Raw genomic sequence first — 18401 nt, forward strand, 5'->3', positions numbered from 1 at the left:
TTCAGTATTAAACAATATTGCACCTTATTAAATGGCGTAATGCCAACAGTTAGTGGAGTAAGTAATGACAAATCAATTTCCAGTAAGTCGCCCATTATTTGACGAAGTAATGGTACCAAACTATTCGCCTTCAGCAGTTATTCCAGTACGTGGAAAAGGTTCGCGTGTTTGGGATCAAAGCGACCGCGAATTTATCGATTTAGCTGGCGGAATTGCTGTTACATGTTTAGGTCATTGCCATCCAGCACTAACATCAGCATTACAAGAGCAAGGGAATAAAATTTGGCATTTAGCTAATGTAATGACCAACGAACCAGCCTTAAGACTTGCTAAAAAATTGGTTGATGCAACTTTTGCTGAAAAAGTCTTTTTTACCAATTCAGGTGCCGAATCTAACGAAGCAGCGTTTAAACTGGCTCGTCGTTGGGCATTAGAAGAATACAGTGCTGAAAAGTCGCAAATCATTGCATTTAAACAAGGCTTTCACGGCAGAACATTCTTTACAGTAACGGTAGGTGGACAAGAAGCTTACTCTGATGGTTTTGGTCCTAAACCTGGTAATATTAGCCATGCGGAATACAACAACCTTGATAGCCTTAAAGCACTTATTTCAGACAAAACATGTGCTGTTGTTATGGAACCTCTACAAGGTGAAGGCGGTATTATTTCTCCTACAGCTGAATTTGTAAAAGGTGTCCGTGAATTATGCGACCAACACAACGCTTTATTGATTTTTGATGAAGTACAAACAGGAGTTGGTAGAACTGGCGATTTGTTTGCTTACATGGGGCTCAACGTAACACCAGATATTTTAACGAGTGCAAAATCACTGGGTGGAGGCTTCCCTATTGGCGCAATGTTAACAACAACAGCAATAGCGCAACACTTAAAAGTAGGAACGCACGGTAGCACATACGGTGGCAACCCATTAGCATGTGCAGTAGCAGAAGCAACATTAGATACCATTAACACACCTGAAGTATTACAAGGCGTTAAAGACAAAGCCCAATTAATTGTTAATGCACTCAACGCAATTAATGCCAAATACAATGTGTTTTCTGAAATCAGAGGTAAAGGTTTACTTATTGGTGCAGCACTCAATGAAAGCTACCAAGGTAAAGCGAAAGATTTCTTAAACGCAGCAATGGACGAAGGTTCAATGGTGTTAGTTGCTGGCGCAAACGTAATACGCTTTGCACCTTCTTTAGTTATTCCTGATGAAGACATTATTGAAGGCTTAGCACGCTTCGAAAAAGGTGTAGCAAAACTCGCTAAATAATTACCTTTTAAAATATCAACGGCAACAAGTTTATTATCGCTAGCACCTACTTAATAAGGTTTTAACAAATTAAGTAGGTGTTCAAATATATTGAATACCTATATTTCAATATACCTATTACGTTATTTCACCCAGCTAAATTATTTGTAGAGAGATTATTATGATCATTGTGCGCCCTATTCAACATCGAGATTACGATGCTTTATATCGTATCGCTGAAGAATCTGGACATGGTTTTACGTCCTTACCAGTAAATGAAGCTTTATTAAAACAACGTATTGAGTCTGCTGAAAAATCTTTCAAAAAAGACGTTTCAAAGCCAGGTACTGAAGGCTACTTATTTGTAATGGAAGATACAGAAACAGGTGATGTAGTAGGTACAAGTGGTATTGAGGCTGCTGTAGGGTTAGAAGATGCTTTTTATCACTATCATTTAGGTAAAGTAGTTCACAGCTCTAGAGAACTTAATATATATAACACAGTAGAAACACTGACCTTATGTAATGATTACACAGGTGCTTCTGAAATTTGCACTTTATTTTTAAGTGAAAGTCATCGTAAAGACAAAAATGGTCGATTCTTATCAAGAGTACGATTTTTGTTTATGGCTGAGCATAAGCACCGTTTTGCTGAAACCGTTATTGCGGAAATGCGTGGTGTTTCAGATGAAACCGGCCGTTCTCCTTTTTGGCATTGGTTAGAGGCTCACTTTTTTTCGATGGATTTTCCTACCGTTGACTACCTAACAGGAATAGGCAACAAATCATTTATCGCTGAGCTCATGCCTAAGTACCCTATTTACGTAAATTTACTCAGTAAATCTGCGCAAGAAGTCATTAATCAAGTGCATCCAAAAACTGTACCTGCAGTAAAACTATTAGAAGCAGAAGGTTTTTGTCGTCGAGGTTATGTCGATATTTTTGATGCAGGACCAACAGTAGAATCTCAGCTTAAAAGCATTAAAACTATTAATGAAAGTCGCAGGCATCAAATTATCATTGGTGATGTCGATAACAACAATAACTATATTGTTTGTAATACAAAAATAGAAAACTTTGCTGCTGTGCAAGCCGCTATTACTTTTCAAGAAAATACAGATAATGTCATTATTGCTGCAAGTACAGCACAAGCATTACAGGTATCGGAAGGTGACTGGGTTCGCCTAGTAGAAAACTAAAAAACTATGATTAAAACAAGTAACACATTTAAATAAACTTAATATTTCACAAAACAAACACGACCTTTTAAAAGGTAATGAGGAACTAGCATGTCGCAAGCAATACAATTAATTAACGGCCAATGGCAAGAAGGCCTTGGCCATCAAGTTTCATCATTAAATCCCGCAAAAAATGAAGTTATTTGGGAAGGTAAATCAGCGTCTCAAAATCAAGTAAACGAAGCTGTTTTGAGTGCCCGTGCAGCTTTTGAATTTTGGGCTGATTTAACAATTGATGATCGTCTAACTGTTATTAACAAGTTTGGTGAATTACTCGCGGAAAATAAAGAAAGCTTAGCACATACCATTGCTTTAGAAACAGGTAAGCCTCTTTGGGAAACACGTACCGAAGTAGGCGCAATGATTGGTAAAATTAATATATCAATTAAAGCTCACGAAGAAAGAACAGGTACCGTTGAAAACCCTATGCCCGGCGCAAAGGCTTTTATACGCCACAAACCTCATGGCGTAGTGGCTGTATTTGGCCCGTACAACTTTCCGGGGCATTTACCTAACGGACACATTATTCCAGCCCTTATAGCCGGTAATACTATTGTATTTAAACCGAGTGAACTAACACCTAAAGTGGCTGAAGAAACTTTAAAAATTTGGCTACAAGCCGGTTTACCTCATGGCGTAATTAACTTAGTTCAAGGTGAGGTTGAAACAGGTAAAGCACTAGCAAGCCATCCGCAAATAGACGGACTGTTTTTTACTGGCAGTTCAACTACTGGGCAATTATTGCATGAACAATTTGGTGGGCAGCCAGGTAAAATATTAGCCTTAGAAATGGGTGGAAATAACCCATTAATTGTTAAAGATGTTGCTGATGTAAACGCTGTTGTTCACGATATTATTCAATCTGCCTTTGTAACGACAGGTCAACGTTGTACATGTTCACGACGTTTATTCATAGAAAACAACGCAGCTGGCGATGCTATTTTAGAAAAATTAATTGCATCAACTCAAGCTATTAAGATTGGTTACTTTGATGATGAAGAGCAGCCTTTTATTGGCTCAATGATCTCTGAAAAAGCAGCTTTAGGTTTAGTAGCAGCGCAAGCGCAATTACTTGAATTAGGCGGTAAAGCATTATTAGAAATGAAACACCTTGAAGTAGGCACAGGTTTTATTTCTCCGGGTATTATTGATGTAACTAATATTAAAGACATGCCAGACGACGAGCACTTCGGGCCATTATTAAAAGTATACCGATACTCTGACTTAGATGCTGCAATTGATGAAGCGAATAATACCTCATTTGGTTTATCTGCAGGTTTACTATCAGACAGTGAAGAAACGTATCAACATTTTTTCCGTAGAATTCGTGCAGGTATTGTTAACTGGAACAAACCACTTACTGGCGCCAGCAGCGCAGCACCATTTGGTGGTATTGGAGCAAGTGGTAACCATAGAGCAAGTGCTTATTATGCCGCTGATTACTGTTCTTACCCTGTTGCTTCAGTTGAGGCAGAAAAAGTAAGTTTACCAGCAACATTAAGCCCAGGTATCACAATCAAATAAACGTTATTTATCATTTTTACGAAAATAAAAGTAATGAAAACAAACAACCCCATTAAATTAGCTGGGATCCGTCCCAGCTTTTTCAAGAGTATCGATCAACTTTAGCCGTAACCTTATGGCGAATTAAACACACCTGTCTATTATTTATCATATAACGAGTTACCTAGCTAAATGCATAACTGTTTATATGAACAAACGCATCAAAATGTGCTTATAACGCCATCAATTAACCATTAATTTGTTATAACGTATTTTAGGATAATAATCATGACACAAAACAATACAACAGCAGTAAAAGCACTATTTACCCATATCTGGAATAACTACCTAGACGTTACACCTTCGGCTTTAAAGATTCACGACCTGTTAGGCTCAGGTAACGATTTAATTAACGACCATGTGGCTTATAGAACCTTTAACTCATCAAAAGTAAACATTGCAAAGCTCGCTTCTCATTTAACCGCTTTAGGCTATAAAGAATGTGGCGAATATCACTTTGAAGCTAAAAAGCTTTACGCAAAACATTTCGAACATGCAGACAATACATTACCGAAAGTGTTTATCAGCGAATTATTAGTAGAAGAATTTCCACAACCTATTCAAGATATTATTAATAAAATGGTTGATGCTGTAAATTCAGATTCAATTAATCAAAGTAGCTTTTTATATTCAGGAACACATTGGCAAGTCAGTTATGCTGATTACCAAACATTGTTAGCAGAGAGTGAATATGCTGCTTGGATGGCCGCATGGGGTTACCGAGCGAATCATTTCACTGTAAGTATTAATCACTTAGCAAAGTTTGATGATATTGAAAGTGTGAACAGCGCAGTTAAAAATGGAGGATTTCCTTTAAATACCTCAGGAGGTGAGATCAAAGGTGACAAAACAGTCATGTTAGAGCAATCATCAACTATCGCCGACAAAGCTGAAGTAGTATTTACCGATCAAACCGTATTAATTCCAAGTTGTTTTTATGAATTTGCTAAAAGATACCCTTTAGCGAATGGTGAGTTATACACTGGTTTTGTAGCTGCATCTGCTGATAAGATATTTGAAAGTACTAATGCGAAGTAAATCTTATACTATTATTCCAAATAAAAAGTGACTATCGACCTTTTAGTCACTTTCCATCAAATAACTTACCTCGTCTCATATCACTTATTATTCCACCTTCATGGTTTTCCTTTATAAGAGAGATTTAGTGAAATAACACAATTAGAAAAACTCTGCATCGTTGTTTCGTTTAACTGAAATCTACCAATCTAATTCAAGTAACCATAATTTATAAAGAGCTATATCAATCGTTCTGATGGCATAAAAAAGCCCCATAACGGGGCTTTAGATAACTAATAGATTAATTATTAAAAATTAGCTGTAAAACCTAAACGTACTGAACGAGGTGTTTGCCATTGCTCAGCCGCACCATAATATTGATTAACAGTACCTGGCGATCTACGCGCTTCATAATGGTCATTAATTCGAACTGTATTTTGAGTGTCTAATACGTTGAATATATCTAATGACGCAGACATATCAACACCATTAAATTCAAAGCTATATGTAGCAGATAAATCTACATTTAATGTCCAATCTGTTGTTCCATTTGAACCTCGAGGTGTTTTAATAAATGTACCATCAGCCTGTTGGATATAATATGTATCACCATAGCTACCGAAAATATTAGGATCATTGTTTGGATGTCCTGCACCAAATGTATTCCTTGGGCGGCCACTTAATAAACTAGAATTCCAACCAACAACTAGGTCTTCGCTTACATTATAACTACCAAAGAATTTTAAAACATGACGGCGATCATTAGCTAGATTACCATCTGCACCATCTAACAATGCAGGAAAATCGAAATCAGTTGTAATACCAGCATCATCTTGACCTGTATCAGATTTAACAGCACCTTCAAAGTTACCGTAGCTATGAGACCATGTGTAACTAAATGACCAAGCTAAATCATCCAATTGATAACGAATAGTTGTCTCTAAAGCATAATATTTATTTTTTGCTTTAGGTAGCTGAATAGTTGTGGCATTAGGATGAAGTGTTAACGAACCTGGATCTGCAGTACCGTCAAAACGAGGATCATCAAACGGGTCTTCAATACCATCAGCTAAGTCATATGCGGTACCATTCCAGTAAACACCATCTTTATACCATGATGAGTCTTCACCTGGATTTAATAATACGCAATACGGGAATGCAAATGAACCACAGTAATCATCTAAAGCACTATCAACATAACGGTATGTACCTTTCACTAGTAATGTGTATTCATCACTTAGCATCGTCTCATAACCTAAAATGTATTCAACCTTAGAGAATGGATCAGCTTCTTGAGCTTGGAAAACATCTTTTCCTGGTACAGCACCAACACCATTAATAATGCTAGAAGATGATGCATCACCAGTTATAGGCTGCAGACCAACAGGTGTGCCATCAGCTGGATTAATACTATCAAAAGAATAATACGTTGTTACATCCGAAACACCTGATGCAGCACGGAATACAGTATTATTAGCTACAGGTAGGTAGTATTGACCAAATGTACCATAAAACTTACTTTCACCTGCACCAGTAGGATCCCAGCTAAAACCTAAACGAGGAGCTACATCAGTTGTAAAATCTGTTAATGTTTTACCTGTAGTACCTACGTTTGAGAACTCATCACGACGAAGGCCAATAGTTACAGTTAAATCATCAGTAACAGCCCACTTATCTTCAATATAAAATGCTTTGATATCACTCTCAAATTCACCACCACCAGCAAATATACGATCAAAAACTAAATCATGTGTAGCACCAGTTTCATTTCTATACAAAACACCAGATGAACCTTGAATTTCAGAACCATTAGCTAATGAAGAATATGTATACGAATGTCCGCCAGCAGGAAGAGAAATATTCCTTGTAAAGCGAGTTTGATTCTCATAACCAAAATTGATGGTATGATCACCAAATATGTATTCTACATCAATAGCCCACTGTTCATTTTCATCTAAGTTATCACCGAATTGAGTACCTGTACCACAACCTACAGCAGGATTTGTTGGGTTTGTACGACTATCAACAATATCTGCACAAAGAATATCTTCTGGACGAGTTTCATATTGTGTTTCAATTCGACCTGCCATAGCCGTAACAATTAAATCATCTGTAATATAACCTGTATAGTTTAAACTATGGGTTTCACCGCCACGCATACGCAGTTGCCCCCCTTTACGATCGCCAATTTCATTAGTATTTGGATCATAATCAAAAATTTCTTCAGTTGTATCGCTTCGATTTGAATATCCAAAATAAGATAAACGATGATTATCGCTAATGTCCCAATCTATTGTTGCGCCCCAGAATAAATTATCACTTCCTGATGAATCACGTGTTCTCCATTCATCATCTGCTAAGTATTGCTTACGAGTCGAGGGATTCCATGAAAACTCACGCTGATAATCTCTAGCGTTTACAATTGCATACATGAACAATGTATCTTCAATGATTGGACCGCCTACAGAAAAAGTTAAGTCTGTTTCATCTCTAGTATCATTTTCAGTATTACGATATACCTTGCCCGTACCACCATTACCACGAGAAATACGACCTTCACTTCTTAATGAGTTTGGTACTATTGAAGCGGTAGCCGAAAATTCCCATTCATTCGTACCACTTTTAGCTGTAGCATTCACCATACCCCCAGTAGCACGACCGTATCGAGCAGAATATCCACCAGTTTTCACTTGAAATTCTTTATAAAATTCGAAAGGTAATTCCCCACAACCTAATCCTTGACGAGTGTCAGTCACTTCCATGCCATTTATATAACATACATTTTCAGAAGGAGATGACCCACCAAACGATGCAACATTACCAAAATTCCCATCCCCTTGAATAACACCTGGAGCTAATAAGGCTACAGCTGTTATATTACGAGCAACAGGAAGGCGATCGATTTCAACTTCACCTAATACAAGACCTGAATCTGAAGCTGTAATATCAATAGTTGCAATAGAAGACCCTACAACTTGTATTACTTCTGTATCATCTGCGCTAGTTACTTCAAAGTTAGTAACGCTATTTGTACCTAATATAGATCTAGCTTTTGATTCGCATATATTGTATTGCCTTTAAGTACGGTTACGGTATAAGTACCAGATGGTAATTTAGCAAGCCGATAGCTACCATCTTCTTTTAAATCAACTGTTCGTGTTTGTCCCGTATCATCATTAACCGCTCTAACTTGGTAACCGGTATTATTACCATTGCTAATAGTAACATTTCCAAGTAAATCATCGGCAAAAGCGATATTAGTAGTTAGAACAGAGCATACTGCCGCGGCAGCTAATGACCTTTTAAACGTTTTAGATAAATTATTTTTCATGTTTATAGTTCTCTTTGGACTAGAAATAAAATTATTATAATTAGATTTTTGCGATCCATAACCACGTTACAAATCGTAACAACTCCGACATCTTTCCGTGTAGGCAAGGGTAATTCAATTTTTTTGAGACGAAAGTACTGTTATATACGATTAAATTTCATAATTATTTCAACACATTGTTTTTATTAGCTTTTTATTATTTAACTTAATTACCCTTAAAATAAGCTTAACTAAGTTTGCATTGACTAATCTCCCTATATCTTTTAGTTTGAGCATAGCAGCTAGGACATAACTCCTTACACTGAACCGCTGTACTAATAAAGTTCAGGTAATACTTGTATTTATAATACGTACTTAACTATAGCTTAAATTTTTAATTATATGGTCACAGATAAAAATGGTTACATGCATTTAATTGAATACTTAACTGAACACTTAAGTTTATTTGAAAATATGCCGCATTCTCCTAACAGCATATCTCCTTCAATTATTGAAACAATTGAAGAAGAATTAGGTGAACAAATAATAAATGTATGCCTGCAAAACAGCAACTTAACATTTAATCAACGCAACACTATTGTAAGAGAAGTTGATTCTATTTTATATGATCTAGAAGAAATATTATCTACAGTAGTAAATAATCCTATATCTACAGAACAGTTATCTTTTATTAAAGAATTTGCGCTTTTAATCAAGAATTTATTTGATAGCGAAATCAACTCTTACAACTCACAATAAGGAATTGAATGAATACAGTAGTTAAGTGGGCAAACGATGAATTATTTGTCGGTTACACTGAATCAGGGCATTCTATTTTAATGGATGCTAATAATGGTAAATTAGCGCCAACCCCGCTAGAAAATGTTTTAATATCACTCGGAGGCTGTTCATCTGTCGACGTTGTCAGTATTTTAAAAAAGGCAAAACAAGATATTACTGGTTGCGAGGTAGTGATAGAAGGCACTCGAGTCAACTCTATTCCTAAATTATTTTCAGATATACATCTAACGTTTATCATTACGGGAAACAAAATTAATCACAAACATGTAGATCGTGCTGTGAGCTTATCTGCCGATAAGTATTGTTCTGTGGCATTAATGCTAAACAAAACGGTTAACATTACTCACAGTTTTGAAATTAAATCAGATATAAGCTAAAAATGGGCTTAATTATAAATCACTCATCCAATCCAGTTGCTTATTTGCTTTTTCTTTTTTACGCATAATTTCTTGAATAAGAGGTGTTAATAGTAGCTCCATAGCTAACCCCATTTTTCCGCCAGGCACAACAAGTGTGTTGACACGAGACATAAATGCCCCATCAATCATATTAAGATAATATGGAAAATCGACTTTAGTCCCCTCCCGAAATCGAATAACAACAAAGCTTTCATCAAGTGTAGGAATAGCTTTAGCACTAAAAGGGTTTGAGGTATCTACGGTAGGCACACGTTGAAAGTTAATATGAGTACGGGAGAACTGTGGTGTAATAAAGGATATATAATCCTCCATACTTTTAACAATACTTGCTGTAACAGCCTCTCGAGTATGACCTCTTTGATTTGTATCTCTGACAATTTTTTGGATCCACTCTAGATTAACAATAGGTACCATACCAATAAGTAAATCTACATGCTGAGCTACATCATTTTTTTCTGTCACTACACCGCCATGAAGCCCTTCATAGAATAGTAAATCTGTTCCTTCACCCAACTCTTCCCAAGGAGTAAAAGTGCCCGGCATTTGGTTGTAAGGTACAGCTTCATCAAAAGTATGCAAATACCTTCTCATTTTTCCTTGGCCTGTTTCAGAATAGTCTTTAAACAAGTTTTCTAATGCGTCAAAGTCGTTTGCGGTATCACCGAAATAACTAATATTACGTTTATCTTCCCTCGCTTTTCTTTTTTCTAAATCCATTTCTTGTCTTGAATAACGATGAAAACTATCACCTTCAACTTTAGCTGATGAAATACCCAATGAACGAAAGATATGCTCAAAGGAATCAGTTGTTGTAGATGTACCTGCACCAGATGATCCAGTAACAGCTATTATAGGGTTTCTTGACGACATAAATGGTATCCAAAAAAAGGTCGGTATTTGTTATACGAATAAAACTTTGTGGGGTCAAGCTATAGGGGTAAAATTATTAAATTTTTAATAATAAAAAACGGAGCCTAAGCTCCGTTTTTAACGTAAAAACATCTCAAAATAGAGTTATGCTTCTACAGCTTCTTCAACGATCTCAGCATCTTCAACTACTGGACGATCTACAAGCTCTACATAAGCCATTGGCGCTTTATCACCAGTACGGAAACCACACTTTAAAATACGTGTATATCCACCTGGACGTTCTTGATAACGAGCACCAAGTTCGCTGAATAAAATACCTACAACTTCTTTATCACGTGTGCGAGCAAATGCCAAACGGCGGTTTGCTACACTGTCGGTTTTGGCCAATGTAATTAGTGGCTCAACAACGCGACGTAATTCTTTAGCTTTAGCAACAGTCGTTTTAATAACGCCGTGTTTTACTAAAGAACTTGCCATATTGCGGAACATCGCCTGGCGATGACTGCTATTACGGTTTAACTGGCGACCGCTTTTACGATGACGCATAAGTTAATCCTTATCTCAACTATTTAAAAAACAATGATCGAATTAGTCGTTATCAGCAATGCTTTCAGGCGGCCAGTTTTCTAGGCGCATACCTAGAGACAAACCACGAGATGCTAATACGTCTTTAATTTCAGTTAATGACTTCTTACCTAAGTTAGGTGTTTTAAGAAGCTCAACTTCAGCACGTTGTACTAAATCACCAATATATTGAATCGCTTCTGCTTTCAAACAATTTGCAGAACGAACAGTAAGTTCTAAGTCATCCACAGGACGAAGTAAGATAGGATCGAAAAGTGGTTTCTCTTCTTTCTGCTCTACTTCAGTCACATCGCGTAATTCTACAAACGCATCTAGCTGCTCAGCTAAAATTGTTGAAGCGCGACGGATAGCTTCTTCCGGATCTAATGTACCATTAGTTTCCATATCTAGAACTAATTTGTCCAAATCTGTACGTTGTTCAACACGTGCAGAATCAACATCATAAGCAATTCTTACAACTGGGCTAAAAGACGCGTCTACTAATAAACGGCCAATAGCACGATCGTCTTCCTCGGCATCGCGACGTGCTGAAGCAGGTACATATCCTCTACCCATTTCAACTTTAATTCGCATATTTACTGAACCATCACCTGTTAAATTACAGATTACATGATCTGGATTTGCAATTTCTACATCACCATCATGTTGAATGTCAGCAGCCGTTACAGGGCCTTCACCGGACTTAGTTAAAGTAAGAACGGCTTCATTTTTGCCTTCTAAACTTATTGCTAGTCCTTTAAGGTTAAGCAGTATTTCAATGACGTCTTCTTGAACACCTTCTTTACTGCTGTACTCATGAAGTACGCCGTCGATTTCTACTTCTGTTACGGCACAACCCGGCATAGAAGATAAAAGGATGCGGCGTAACGCATTACCTAAAGTGTGACCAAAACCACGTTCTAATGGCTCTAAAGTTACCTTAGCTCTAGTCGGGCTAAGTGTGTCAATATCTACCAATCGTGGTCTAAGGAATTCGGTTACAGAACCCTGCATTATGTCCTCTCTTAAAGTGCAACTTTACTTAGAGTAAAGTTCAACAATCAACTGTTCATTAATTTCGGCAGATAAATCTGAGCGATCAGGGATGCGTTTGAAAACACCTTCTAATTTCTTGTTATCTACTTCAACCCAAACTGGCTTCTCACGTTGTTCAGCTAATTCTAAAGCTGCGATAATGCGTGCTTGAGATTTAGATTTTTCACGTACAGAAACTACATCTTCGGCTTTTACAGTGAAAGATGGAATATTAACAACAACACCGTTTACTGTAATAGCTTTATGGCTTACAAGTTGACGAGCTTCAGCTCGAGTACTTGCATAACCCATACGGTATACAACGTTGTCTAAACGTTTTTCTAAAAGTTGTAATAAGTTTTCACCTGTATTACCTTTTAGACGTGCCGCTTCTTTATAGTAGTTGCGGAACTGTTTTTCAAGAACGCCGTATATACGACGAACTTTTTGTTTTTCACGAAGCTGAATACCATAATCAGAAAGGCGACCTTTACGTGCACCGTGCTGACCTGGAACCATTTCGAATTTACATTTAGTGTCAATTGCTCTTACACCGCTTTTAAGGAATAAATCTGTTCCTTCACGACGACTGAGCTTTAACTTAGGACCTAAATATCTTGCCATGTTCTTTCTCCAACTTTCCTATTAAACGCGACGTTTCTTAGGAGGACGACAACCATTATGAGGAATAGGTGTAACGTCAGTAATGTTGGTGATTTTAAAACCAGCAGCATTTAAGGCACGGATAGCAGATTCTCGACCTGGACCTGGACCTTTAACGAACACTTCAATATTCTTCAAACCAAACTCTTGTGCAGCTTTACCCGCACGATCTGCAGCAACTTGTGCAGCAAATGGAGTAGATTTACGTGAACCACGGAAACCTGAACCACCAGCAGTCGCCCAAGATAAAGCATTACCTTGACGATCTGTAAGAGTCACGATTGTGTTGTTGAAAGATGCATGGATATGAGCCATGCCATCAGCAACTTGTTTTTTTACGCGTTTACGCGTACGTACAGGTGTTTTAGCCATTGTCTAGTTCCTCTTACTTCTTAATTGGCTTACGAGGACCTTTACGTGTGCGCGCATTAGTTTTAGTGCGTTGACCACGTAGAGGAAGACTGCGACGGTGGCGAATACCACGGTAGCAACCTAAATCCATAAGACGTTTAATATTCATTGAAACTTCACGGCGTAAATCACCTTCAACGGTGAATTTATCCACTTCAGCACGAAGCAAATCAATTTGAGCTTCGTCCAATTCACTGATCTTAGTTGTTTCTGCAATACCTGCACCAGCACAAATTGACTTTGCGCGAGTTGCTCCGATACCGTAGATCGCAGTAATGGCGATTACTGCATGCTTACGATCAGGGATGTTAATGCCAGCGATACGGGCCACTAACACATCTCCTATTCTTAATTAAAATTACATCAGGTTGAAAAGCCCGTTAGGATACTCAACCCGTCTCTTTCTTGCAATCGAAGCGGCATTATACAGAGTTATCTGTATAATGCTACTGCTAAAGATTTAGCCTTGACGTTGTTTATGCTTAGGTTCACTACAAATAACGCGAACAACACCAGCACGCTTAACAACTTTACAATTACGACAAATCTTTTTTACGGATGCACGAACTTTCATCTTACTACTCCGTTATATAAACGTAAGCTAATCTTACTTGCCATAGCCTTTAAGATTAGCTTTCTTAAGTACATTATCATATTGATGAGACATCATATGTGTTTGCACTTGGGCCATAAAATCCATAATTACAACAACTACTATCAGTAGAGATGTTCCGCCAAAGTAAAAATTGACGTCCCAAGCGATAATTATAAACTGAGGTACTAAACAGATAAATGTGATGTACAACGCGCCCGCTAGGGTTAAACGTGTCATTACTTTATCTATATATTTTGACGTTTGTTCACCAGGACGAATCCCTGGAATAAACGCACCTGATTTTTTCAAGTTATCAGCTGTTTCACGCGGATTAAAAACAAGAGCCGTGTAAAAGAAACAAAAGAATATAATCGCTGCTGCTAACAACATTACATATAATGGCTGTCCTGGAGACATAGCGATTGAAACTTCTTGTAAGAAGTCTGCAACCATTCCTTCACCCTGACCAAACCAACTTGCAAGTGTTCCTGGGAACAAGATTATACTTGAAGCAAATATTGGAGGAATTACACCTGCCATATTAACTTTCAACGGTAAATGAGTACTTTGTGCAGCAAAAACTTTACGGCCTTGCTGACGCTTTGCATAGTTAACAACGATACGTCGTTGACCACGCTCTACAAATACGACGAAAAAAGTAGTGGCAAATACAATAACACCAATAAGTAATAATACTAATAAGTGCAATTCACCTTGACGCGCCATTTCTGCCGTTTGACCAACAGCTGATGGCATACCTGCAACAATACCAGCAAAAATTAGAACCGAAATACCGTTTCCGATGCCGCGCTCAGTAATTTGCTCACCTAACCACATTAAAAACATGGTACCAGTAACCAAACTTACTACTGCCGCGAAATAGAAACCTATTCCTGCATTCATTACTAAACCTGGCATCATACCGGGTAAGCTTTTTGCTATTGCTATAGATTGTACAATTGCAAGTACTAAAGTACCGTAGCGAGTATATTGACTGATTTTACGACGTCCTGCTTCACCTTCTTTCTTTAATTCTGCCATTGCTGGGTGAATAACCGTAAGCAATTGCATAATGATTGAAGCTGAAATGTACGGCATAATACCTAAAGCCAATACAGAGGCACGCTCAAGAGCACCACCGGAGAACATGTTAAACATTTCTACAATGGTACCCTGTTGTTGTTCAAACAACTGAGCTAATACAGCGGCGTCAATACCAGGAATCGGCACAAATGATCCTAAACGGAAAACAATAAGTGCTCCGAATACAAACCATAATCTTTGTTTAAGCTCAGACAATCCGCCTTGCGCTTTGTTATCCATACCTGGTTTAGCCATAGCCTGTACTATTCCTCGATTTTTCCGCCAGCAGCTTCAATAGCTGCACGTGCGCCTTTAGTAACACTTAAACCACGAACCGTTACAGGTTTTGTGATTTCACCAGACAACATAATTTTTGCTGTTTTGATGTTACGTGTAATTAAGTTTGCATCTTTTAAAGTAAAGATATCAATCACATCACCTGTGATTGTATTTAGCTCATGTAAACGTACTTCAGCGTGAACTAAAGATTTACGTGACGTGAAACCAAATTTAGGTAAACGTTGTTTCAATGGCATTTGACCGCCTTCAAAACCAGGACGAACACTACCGCCAGAACGAGATTTCTGACCTTTGTGACCACGACCACCTGTTTTACCGATACCTGAACCTATACCACGACCACAGCGCTTTTTAGCTTTCTTTGCACCTGGTGCAGGAGATAAAGTATTTAAATGCATTATTAATCCTCCACCTTAATCATGTAAGACACTTGGTTAATCATACCGCGTACAGATGGAGTATCTTCTAACTCTACTGTATGACGAATACGACGTAATCCAAGACCTTTTAAAGTAGCTCTATGTTTAGGTAAACGACCTATAGAACTTTTTACTTGAGTTATTTTAACTGTTTTAGCCATGCTCAATTACCCCAAAATGTCTGAAACGCTTTTGCCACGTTTAGCTGCAACAGCTTCCGGCGAATGCATATTCGCAAGAGCAGATACAGTAGCGCGAACTACGTTAATTGGGTTAGTAGAACCGTATGCTTTTGACAATACGTTCTGTACGCCTGCAACTTCAAGTACTGCACGCATCGCGCCACCGGCGATGATACCTGTACCTTCTGAAGCTGGTTGCATGTAAACCTTAGAACCAGAATGACGCCCCTTAATAGGGTGTTGAAGAGTAGTACCCTTCAGATCAACTGTTACTAAGTTACGGCGAGCCTTTTCCATTGCTTTTTGAATTGCAGCAGGCACTTCACGTGCTTTACCGTAACCAAAACCAACGCGACCGTTGCCATCACCAACTACTGTTAGTGCAGTGAAACTGAAAATACGACCACCTTTAACCACTTTTGAAACACGGTTAACTGCGATTAACTTTTCAGCTAAATCACTTTGTTGTGAGTTTTCTTGATTAGCCATCATCAACCCCTAGAACTGTAGACCAGCTTCACGAGCTGCATCTGCTAACGCTTTTACGCGACCATGGTAACGAAAACCTGAACGGTCAAAGGCAATAGTAGTTATACCTTTTGCTACTGCACGTTCTGCAATAGCTTTACCTACAGCAATAGCTGCTTCAACGTTACCTGTTTTTTCTAACTGAGCACTTAATTCTTTATCTAAAGTAGACGCTGCTACAATAACTTCAGAACCTGTTGGTGCAATCAATTGCGCGTAAATGTGGCGAGGAGTACGGTGAACGACTAAACGATTCGCACCCAGCTCGCTAATTTTTGCACGGGCGCGTTTAGCGCGGCGCAAACGAGATGTTTTCTTATCCATCGTATTACCCTACTTCTTCTTAGCTTCTTTACGACGAACATTTTCGTCTAAATAACGTATACCTTTACCTTTATAAGGCTCTGGCTTGCGGTATTCACGAATGTTCGCTGCAGTTTGACCAACTAAATGCTTATCAGCACCTTTCAGTGTGATTTCAGTTTGGCTAGGAGTTTCAACAGTTATTCCTTCAGGAATAGCGTGATCAACCGGATGTGAAAAGCCAAGAGATAAGTTTAAATTCTTACCTGCAGCTTTTGCACGGTAACCAACACCGTTTAAAACTAGTTTCTTTTCAAAACCTTTACTTACACCTTCAACCATATTATTGATTAAAGCACGTGCAGTACCGGCTTGAGCCCAAGCAGCTTTCTCTTCACTTACTACACCCGTTGTTATAGTGTTATCTTCATAAGATACCGCTACTAAACTATGGATAGTATGTGAAAGTTCACCTACAGGACCTTTTACTTTAATGTCTTGACCAGATAACGTAATAGTAACGCCAGCAGGTACTTGGACAGGTGCTTTTGCAACACGAGACATAGTTCTGCTCCTTACTCTACGAAACCGAGGATTTCGCCACCAAGACCCGCAGAGCGAGCGGCGCGATCAGTCATAAGACCTTTAGAAGTTGATACAATCGCAATACCCATTCCCGCTAATACTTTAGGTAGCTCGTTAGCTCCTTTGTATACACGAAGACCAGGACGTGAAACACGTTTGATTGTTTCGATTACTTCTTTACCTTCAAAATATTTCAAAGTAACAGCAAGTTCAGGTTTTGCTTCACCTGATACTGAATACTCTGAGATGTAACCTTCTTCTTTAAGTAAGTTAGCAATTGCTACTTTAACCTTAGAAGATGGCATTGTTACTGCAGTTTTAGCTGCAGATTGACCGTTGCGGATGCGTGTAAACATGTCCGCGATAGGATCAGTCATCATAACCATTTACTCCCGTGAATTACCAACTAGCTTTCTTAAGACCTGGAACTTCACCACGCATAGTTGCTTCACGCAACTTGATTCGGCTTAAACCGAATTTACGTAAGTATCCATGTGGACGACCAGTAATATTACAACGATTACGTTGACGACTACTGCTTGAATCACGAGGTAAACTTTGAAGTTTCAATACCGCATCCCAACGTTCTTCTTCAGAAGAATTAACACCTGAGATGATTTTTTTCAACGCTGCACGCTTTTCAGCATACTGAGTTGTAAGCTTAGTTCTTTTAGCTTCACGAGCTTTCATTGACGATTTAGCCATAACTCTACACCTTTTTCTTAAATGGGAAGTTGAAGGCAGTCAATAATGCATGACCTTCTTCGTTATTCTTCGCACTCGTAGTGATAGTGACATCTAATCCACGAATTTTATCGATTTTATCGTATTCGATTTCCGGGAAGATAATTTGTTCACGTACACCCATGCTGTAGTTACCACGACCATCGAATGACTTAGGATTTAAGCCACGAAAATCGCGAATACGTGGAATAGAGATAGAAATTAAACGCTCTAAAAACTCCCACATACGCTCACCGCGTAGAGTTACTTTTGTACCTATAGGATAGCCTTCACGAATTTTGAAGCCCGCAACTGATTTGCGTGCTACTGTCGTGACCGGCTTTTGACCTGAGATTGCAGTAAGATCATTCGTGGCGTGTTCTAATACCTTTTTATCAGATATAGCTTCACCAACACCCATGTTAAGGGTGATCTTTTCAATCCGAGGGACTTGCATGACACTTTTGTAAGCAAATTGCTTTTGCAATTCAGCTACAACTGTATCTTTGTAAAAATCATGCAGTTTCGCCATCGT

General features: G+C 38.3%; 24 protein-coding genes. 6 read left to right on the plus strand and 18 right to left on the minus strand.

What is annotated here, in order from left to right; genetic code table 11:
* The first annotated feature begins 64 nt into the window (after positions 1-64).
* From B0X80_RS11685 to B0X80_RS11700, 4 genes are all read left to right on the plus strand, one after another.
* Positions 65-1279, plus strand: a complete 1215-nt coding sequence (locus tag B0X80_RS11685; protein ID WP_077340473.1) for an aspartate aminotransferase family protein — start codon at positions 65-67, stop codon at positions 1277-1279.
* A 160-nt stretch (positions 1280-1439) separates the two neighbouring features.
* A complete protein-coding gene (gene astA / locus B0X80_RS11690; RefSeq protein WP_077340475.1) occupies positions 1440-2456 on the plus strand; it encodes an arginine N-succinyltransferase in 1017 nt (338 codons plus the stop codon).
* A 90-nt stretch (positions 2457-2546) separates the two neighbouring features.
* On the plus strand, positions 2547-4019 hold the full coding sequence (astD, locus tag B0X80_RS11695; RefSeq protein ID WP_077340477.1) for a succinylglutamate-semialdehyde dehydrogenase: 1473 nt from the start codon (positions 2547-2549) through the stop codon (positions 4017-4019).
* Between the two features lie 267 nt (positions 4020-4286).
* Positions 4287-5096 carry a DUF1338 domain-containing protein gene (locus tag B0X80_RS11700; RefSeq protein WP_077340479.1) on the plus strand — a complete coding sequence of 270 codons (810 nt, stop codon included), beginning with the start codon at positions 4287-4289 and terminating at the stop codon, positions 5094-5096.
* A 287-nt stretch (positions 5097-5383) separates the two neighbouring features.
* Here B0X80_RS11700 and B0X80_RS11705 read toward each other — a convergent pair whose 3' ends face one another.
* Both B0X80_RS11705 and B0X80_RS20590 read right to left on the minus strand, forming a co-directional pair.
* Positions 5384-8140: a TonB-dependent receptor plug domain-containing protein gene (locus tag B0X80_RS11705; protein WP_342743301.1), complete on the minus strand. Its 2757-nt coding sequence runs from the start codon at positions 8138-8140 to the stop codon at positions 5384-5386.
* Positions 8110-8406 carry a carboxypeptidase-like regulatory domain-containing protein gene (locus B0X80_RS20590; protein ID WP_245825447.1) on the minus strand — a complete coding sequence of 99 codons (297 nt, stop codon included), beginning with the start codon at positions 8404-8406 and terminating at the stop codon, positions 8110-8112. Before B0X80_RS20590 ends, B0X80_RS11705 begins: the two co-directional genes overlap by 31 nt.
* 381 nt (positions 8407-8787) lie before the next feature.
* Here B0X80_RS20590 and B0X80_RS11710 point away from each other — a divergent pair, with 381 nt between their 5' ends.
* Together B0X80_RS11710 and B0X80_RS11715 are read left to right on the plus strand one after the other, a co-directional pair.
* A complete protein-coding gene (locus B0X80_RS11710) occupies positions 8788-9144 on the plus strand; it encodes a DUF3802 family protein (RefSeq protein WP_077340481.1) in 357 nt (118 codons plus the stop codon).
* An 8-nt stretch (positions 9145-9152) separates the two neighbouring features.
* The gene (locus B0X80_RS11715) at positions 9153-9563 is read left to right on the plus strand and encodes an OsmC family protein (protein ID WP_077340483.1); all 411 of its coding nucleotides are present in this window, start codon (positions 9153-9155) and stop codon (positions 9561-9563) included.
* Between the two features lie 12 nt (positions 9564-9575).
* Here B0X80_RS11715 and B0X80_RS11720 read toward each other — a convergent pair whose 3' ends face one another.
* From B0X80_RS11720 to rplE, 16 genes are all read right to left on the minus strand, one after another.
* Entirely contained in the window at positions 9576-10475 is a 900-nt protein-coding gene (locus B0X80_RS11720) for a phosphoribulokinase (RefSeq protein ID WP_076420869.1), read from the minus strand.
* A 144-nt stretch (positions 10476-10619) separates the two neighbouring features.
* On the minus strand, positions 10620-11021 hold the full coding sequence (gene rplQ / locus B0X80_RS11725) for a 50S ribosomal protein L17 (RefSeq protein ID WP_076420867.1): 402 nt from the start codon (positions 11019-11021) through the stop codon (positions 10620-10622).
* A gap of 42 nt (positions 11022-11063) precedes the next feature.
* Complete coding sequence (locus tag B0X80_RS11730) at positions 11064-12053, minus strand: DNA-directed RNA polymerase subunit alpha (protein WP_077340485.1); 990 nt, start codon at positions 12051-12053, stop codon at positions 11064-11066.
* Positions 12054-12077: 24 nt separating this feature from the next.
* Positions 12078-12698 (minus strand): 30S ribosomal protein S4, encoded by a 621-nt coding sequence (rpsD, locus tag B0X80_RS11735; RefSeq protein WP_076420863.1) that lies wholly within the window; start codon positions 12696-12698, stop codon positions 12078-12080.
* 21 nt (positions 12699-12719) lie between these two features.
* Complete coding sequence (gene rpsK, locus B0X80_RS11740) at positions 12720-13109, minus strand: 30S ribosomal protein S11 (RefSeq protein ID WP_076420861.1); 390 nt, start codon at positions 13107-13109, stop codon at positions 12720-12722.
* A gap of 13 nt (positions 13110-13122) precedes the next feature.
* Positions 13123-13479 carry a 30S ribosomal protein S13 gene (rpsM, locus tag B0X80_RS11745; protein ID WP_077340487.1) on the minus strand — a complete coding sequence of 119 codons (357 nt, stop codon included), beginning with the start codon at positions 13477-13479 and terminating at the stop codon, positions 13123-13125.
* A gap of 129 nt (positions 13480-13608) precedes the next feature.
* Positions 13609-13722 carry a 50S ribosomal protein L36 gene (gene rpmJ / locus B0X80_RS11750; protein WP_009839384.1) on the minus strand — a complete coding sequence of 38 codons (114 nt, stop codon included), beginning with the start codon at positions 13720-13722 and terminating at the stop codon, positions 13609-13611.
* 33 nt (positions 13723-13755) lie between these two features.
* The gene (secY, locus tag B0X80_RS11755; RefSeq protein WP_076420857.1) at positions 13756-15081 is read right to left on the minus strand and encodes a preprotein translocase subunit SecY; all 1326 of its coding nucleotides are present in this window, start codon (positions 15079-15081) and stop codon (positions 13756-13758) included.
* 8 nt (positions 15082-15089) lie between these two features.
* On the minus strand, positions 15090-15524 hold the full coding sequence (gene rplO / locus B0X80_RS11760; RefSeq protein ID WP_076420855.1) for a 50S ribosomal protein L15: 435 nt from the start codon (positions 15522-15524) through the stop codon (positions 15090-15092).
* Positions 15525-15526: 2 nt separating this feature from the next.
* Entirely contained in the window at positions 15527-15706 is a 180-nt protein-coding gene (gene rpmD / locus B0X80_RS11765) for a 50S ribosomal protein L30 (protein ID WP_076420853.1), read from the minus strand.
* A 6-nt stretch (positions 15707-15712) separates the two neighbouring features.
* Positions 15713-16216 carry a 30S ribosomal protein S5 gene (gene rpsE, locus B0X80_RS11770; RefSeq protein ID WP_076420850.1) on the minus strand — a complete coding sequence of 168 codons (504 nt, stop codon included), beginning with the start codon at positions 16214-16216 and terminating at the stop codon, positions 15713-15715.
* A 9-nt stretch (positions 16217-16225) separates the two neighbouring features.
* Complete coding sequence (gene rplR, locus B0X80_RS11775; RefSeq protein ID WP_077340489.1) at positions 16226-16579, minus strand: 50S ribosomal protein L18; 354 nt, start codon at positions 16577-16579, stop codon at positions 16226-16228.
* A 9-nt stretch (positions 16580-16588) separates the two neighbouring features.
* Positions 16589-17122 (minus strand): 50S ribosomal protein L6, encoded by a 534-nt coding sequence (gene rplF / locus B0X80_RS11780; RefSeq protein WP_077340491.1) that lies wholly within the window; start codon positions 17120-17122, stop codon positions 16589-16591.
* Positions 17123-17133: 11 nt separating this feature from the next.
* Complete coding sequence (gene rpsH / locus B0X80_RS11785) at positions 17134-17523, minus strand: 30S ribosomal protein S8 (RefSeq protein ID WP_089024871.1); 390 nt, start codon at positions 17521-17523, stop codon at positions 17134-17136.
* Positions 17524-17542: 19 nt separating this feature from the next.
* A complete protein-coding gene (gene rpsN / locus B0X80_RS11790; protein WP_077340493.1) occupies positions 17543-17848 on the minus strand; it encodes a 30S ribosomal protein S14 in 306 nt (101 codons plus the stop codon).
* A 4-nt stretch (positions 17849-17852) separates the two neighbouring features.
* Positions 17853-18398 carry a 50S ribosomal protein L5 gene (rplE, locus tag B0X80_RS11795; protein WP_076420839.1) on the minus strand — a complete coding sequence of 182 codons (546 nt, stop codon included), beginning with the start codon at positions 18396-18398 and terminating at the stop codon, positions 17853-17855.
* Between the last annotated feature and the right edge of the window lie 3 nt (positions 18399-18401).

It is taken from the genome of Pseudocolwellia agarivorans (assembly GCF_002000085.1).
Taxonomy (GTDB): domain Bacteria; phylum Pseudomonadota; class Gammaproteobacteria; order Enterobacterales; family Alteromonadaceae; genus Pseudocolwellia; species Pseudocolwellia agarivorans.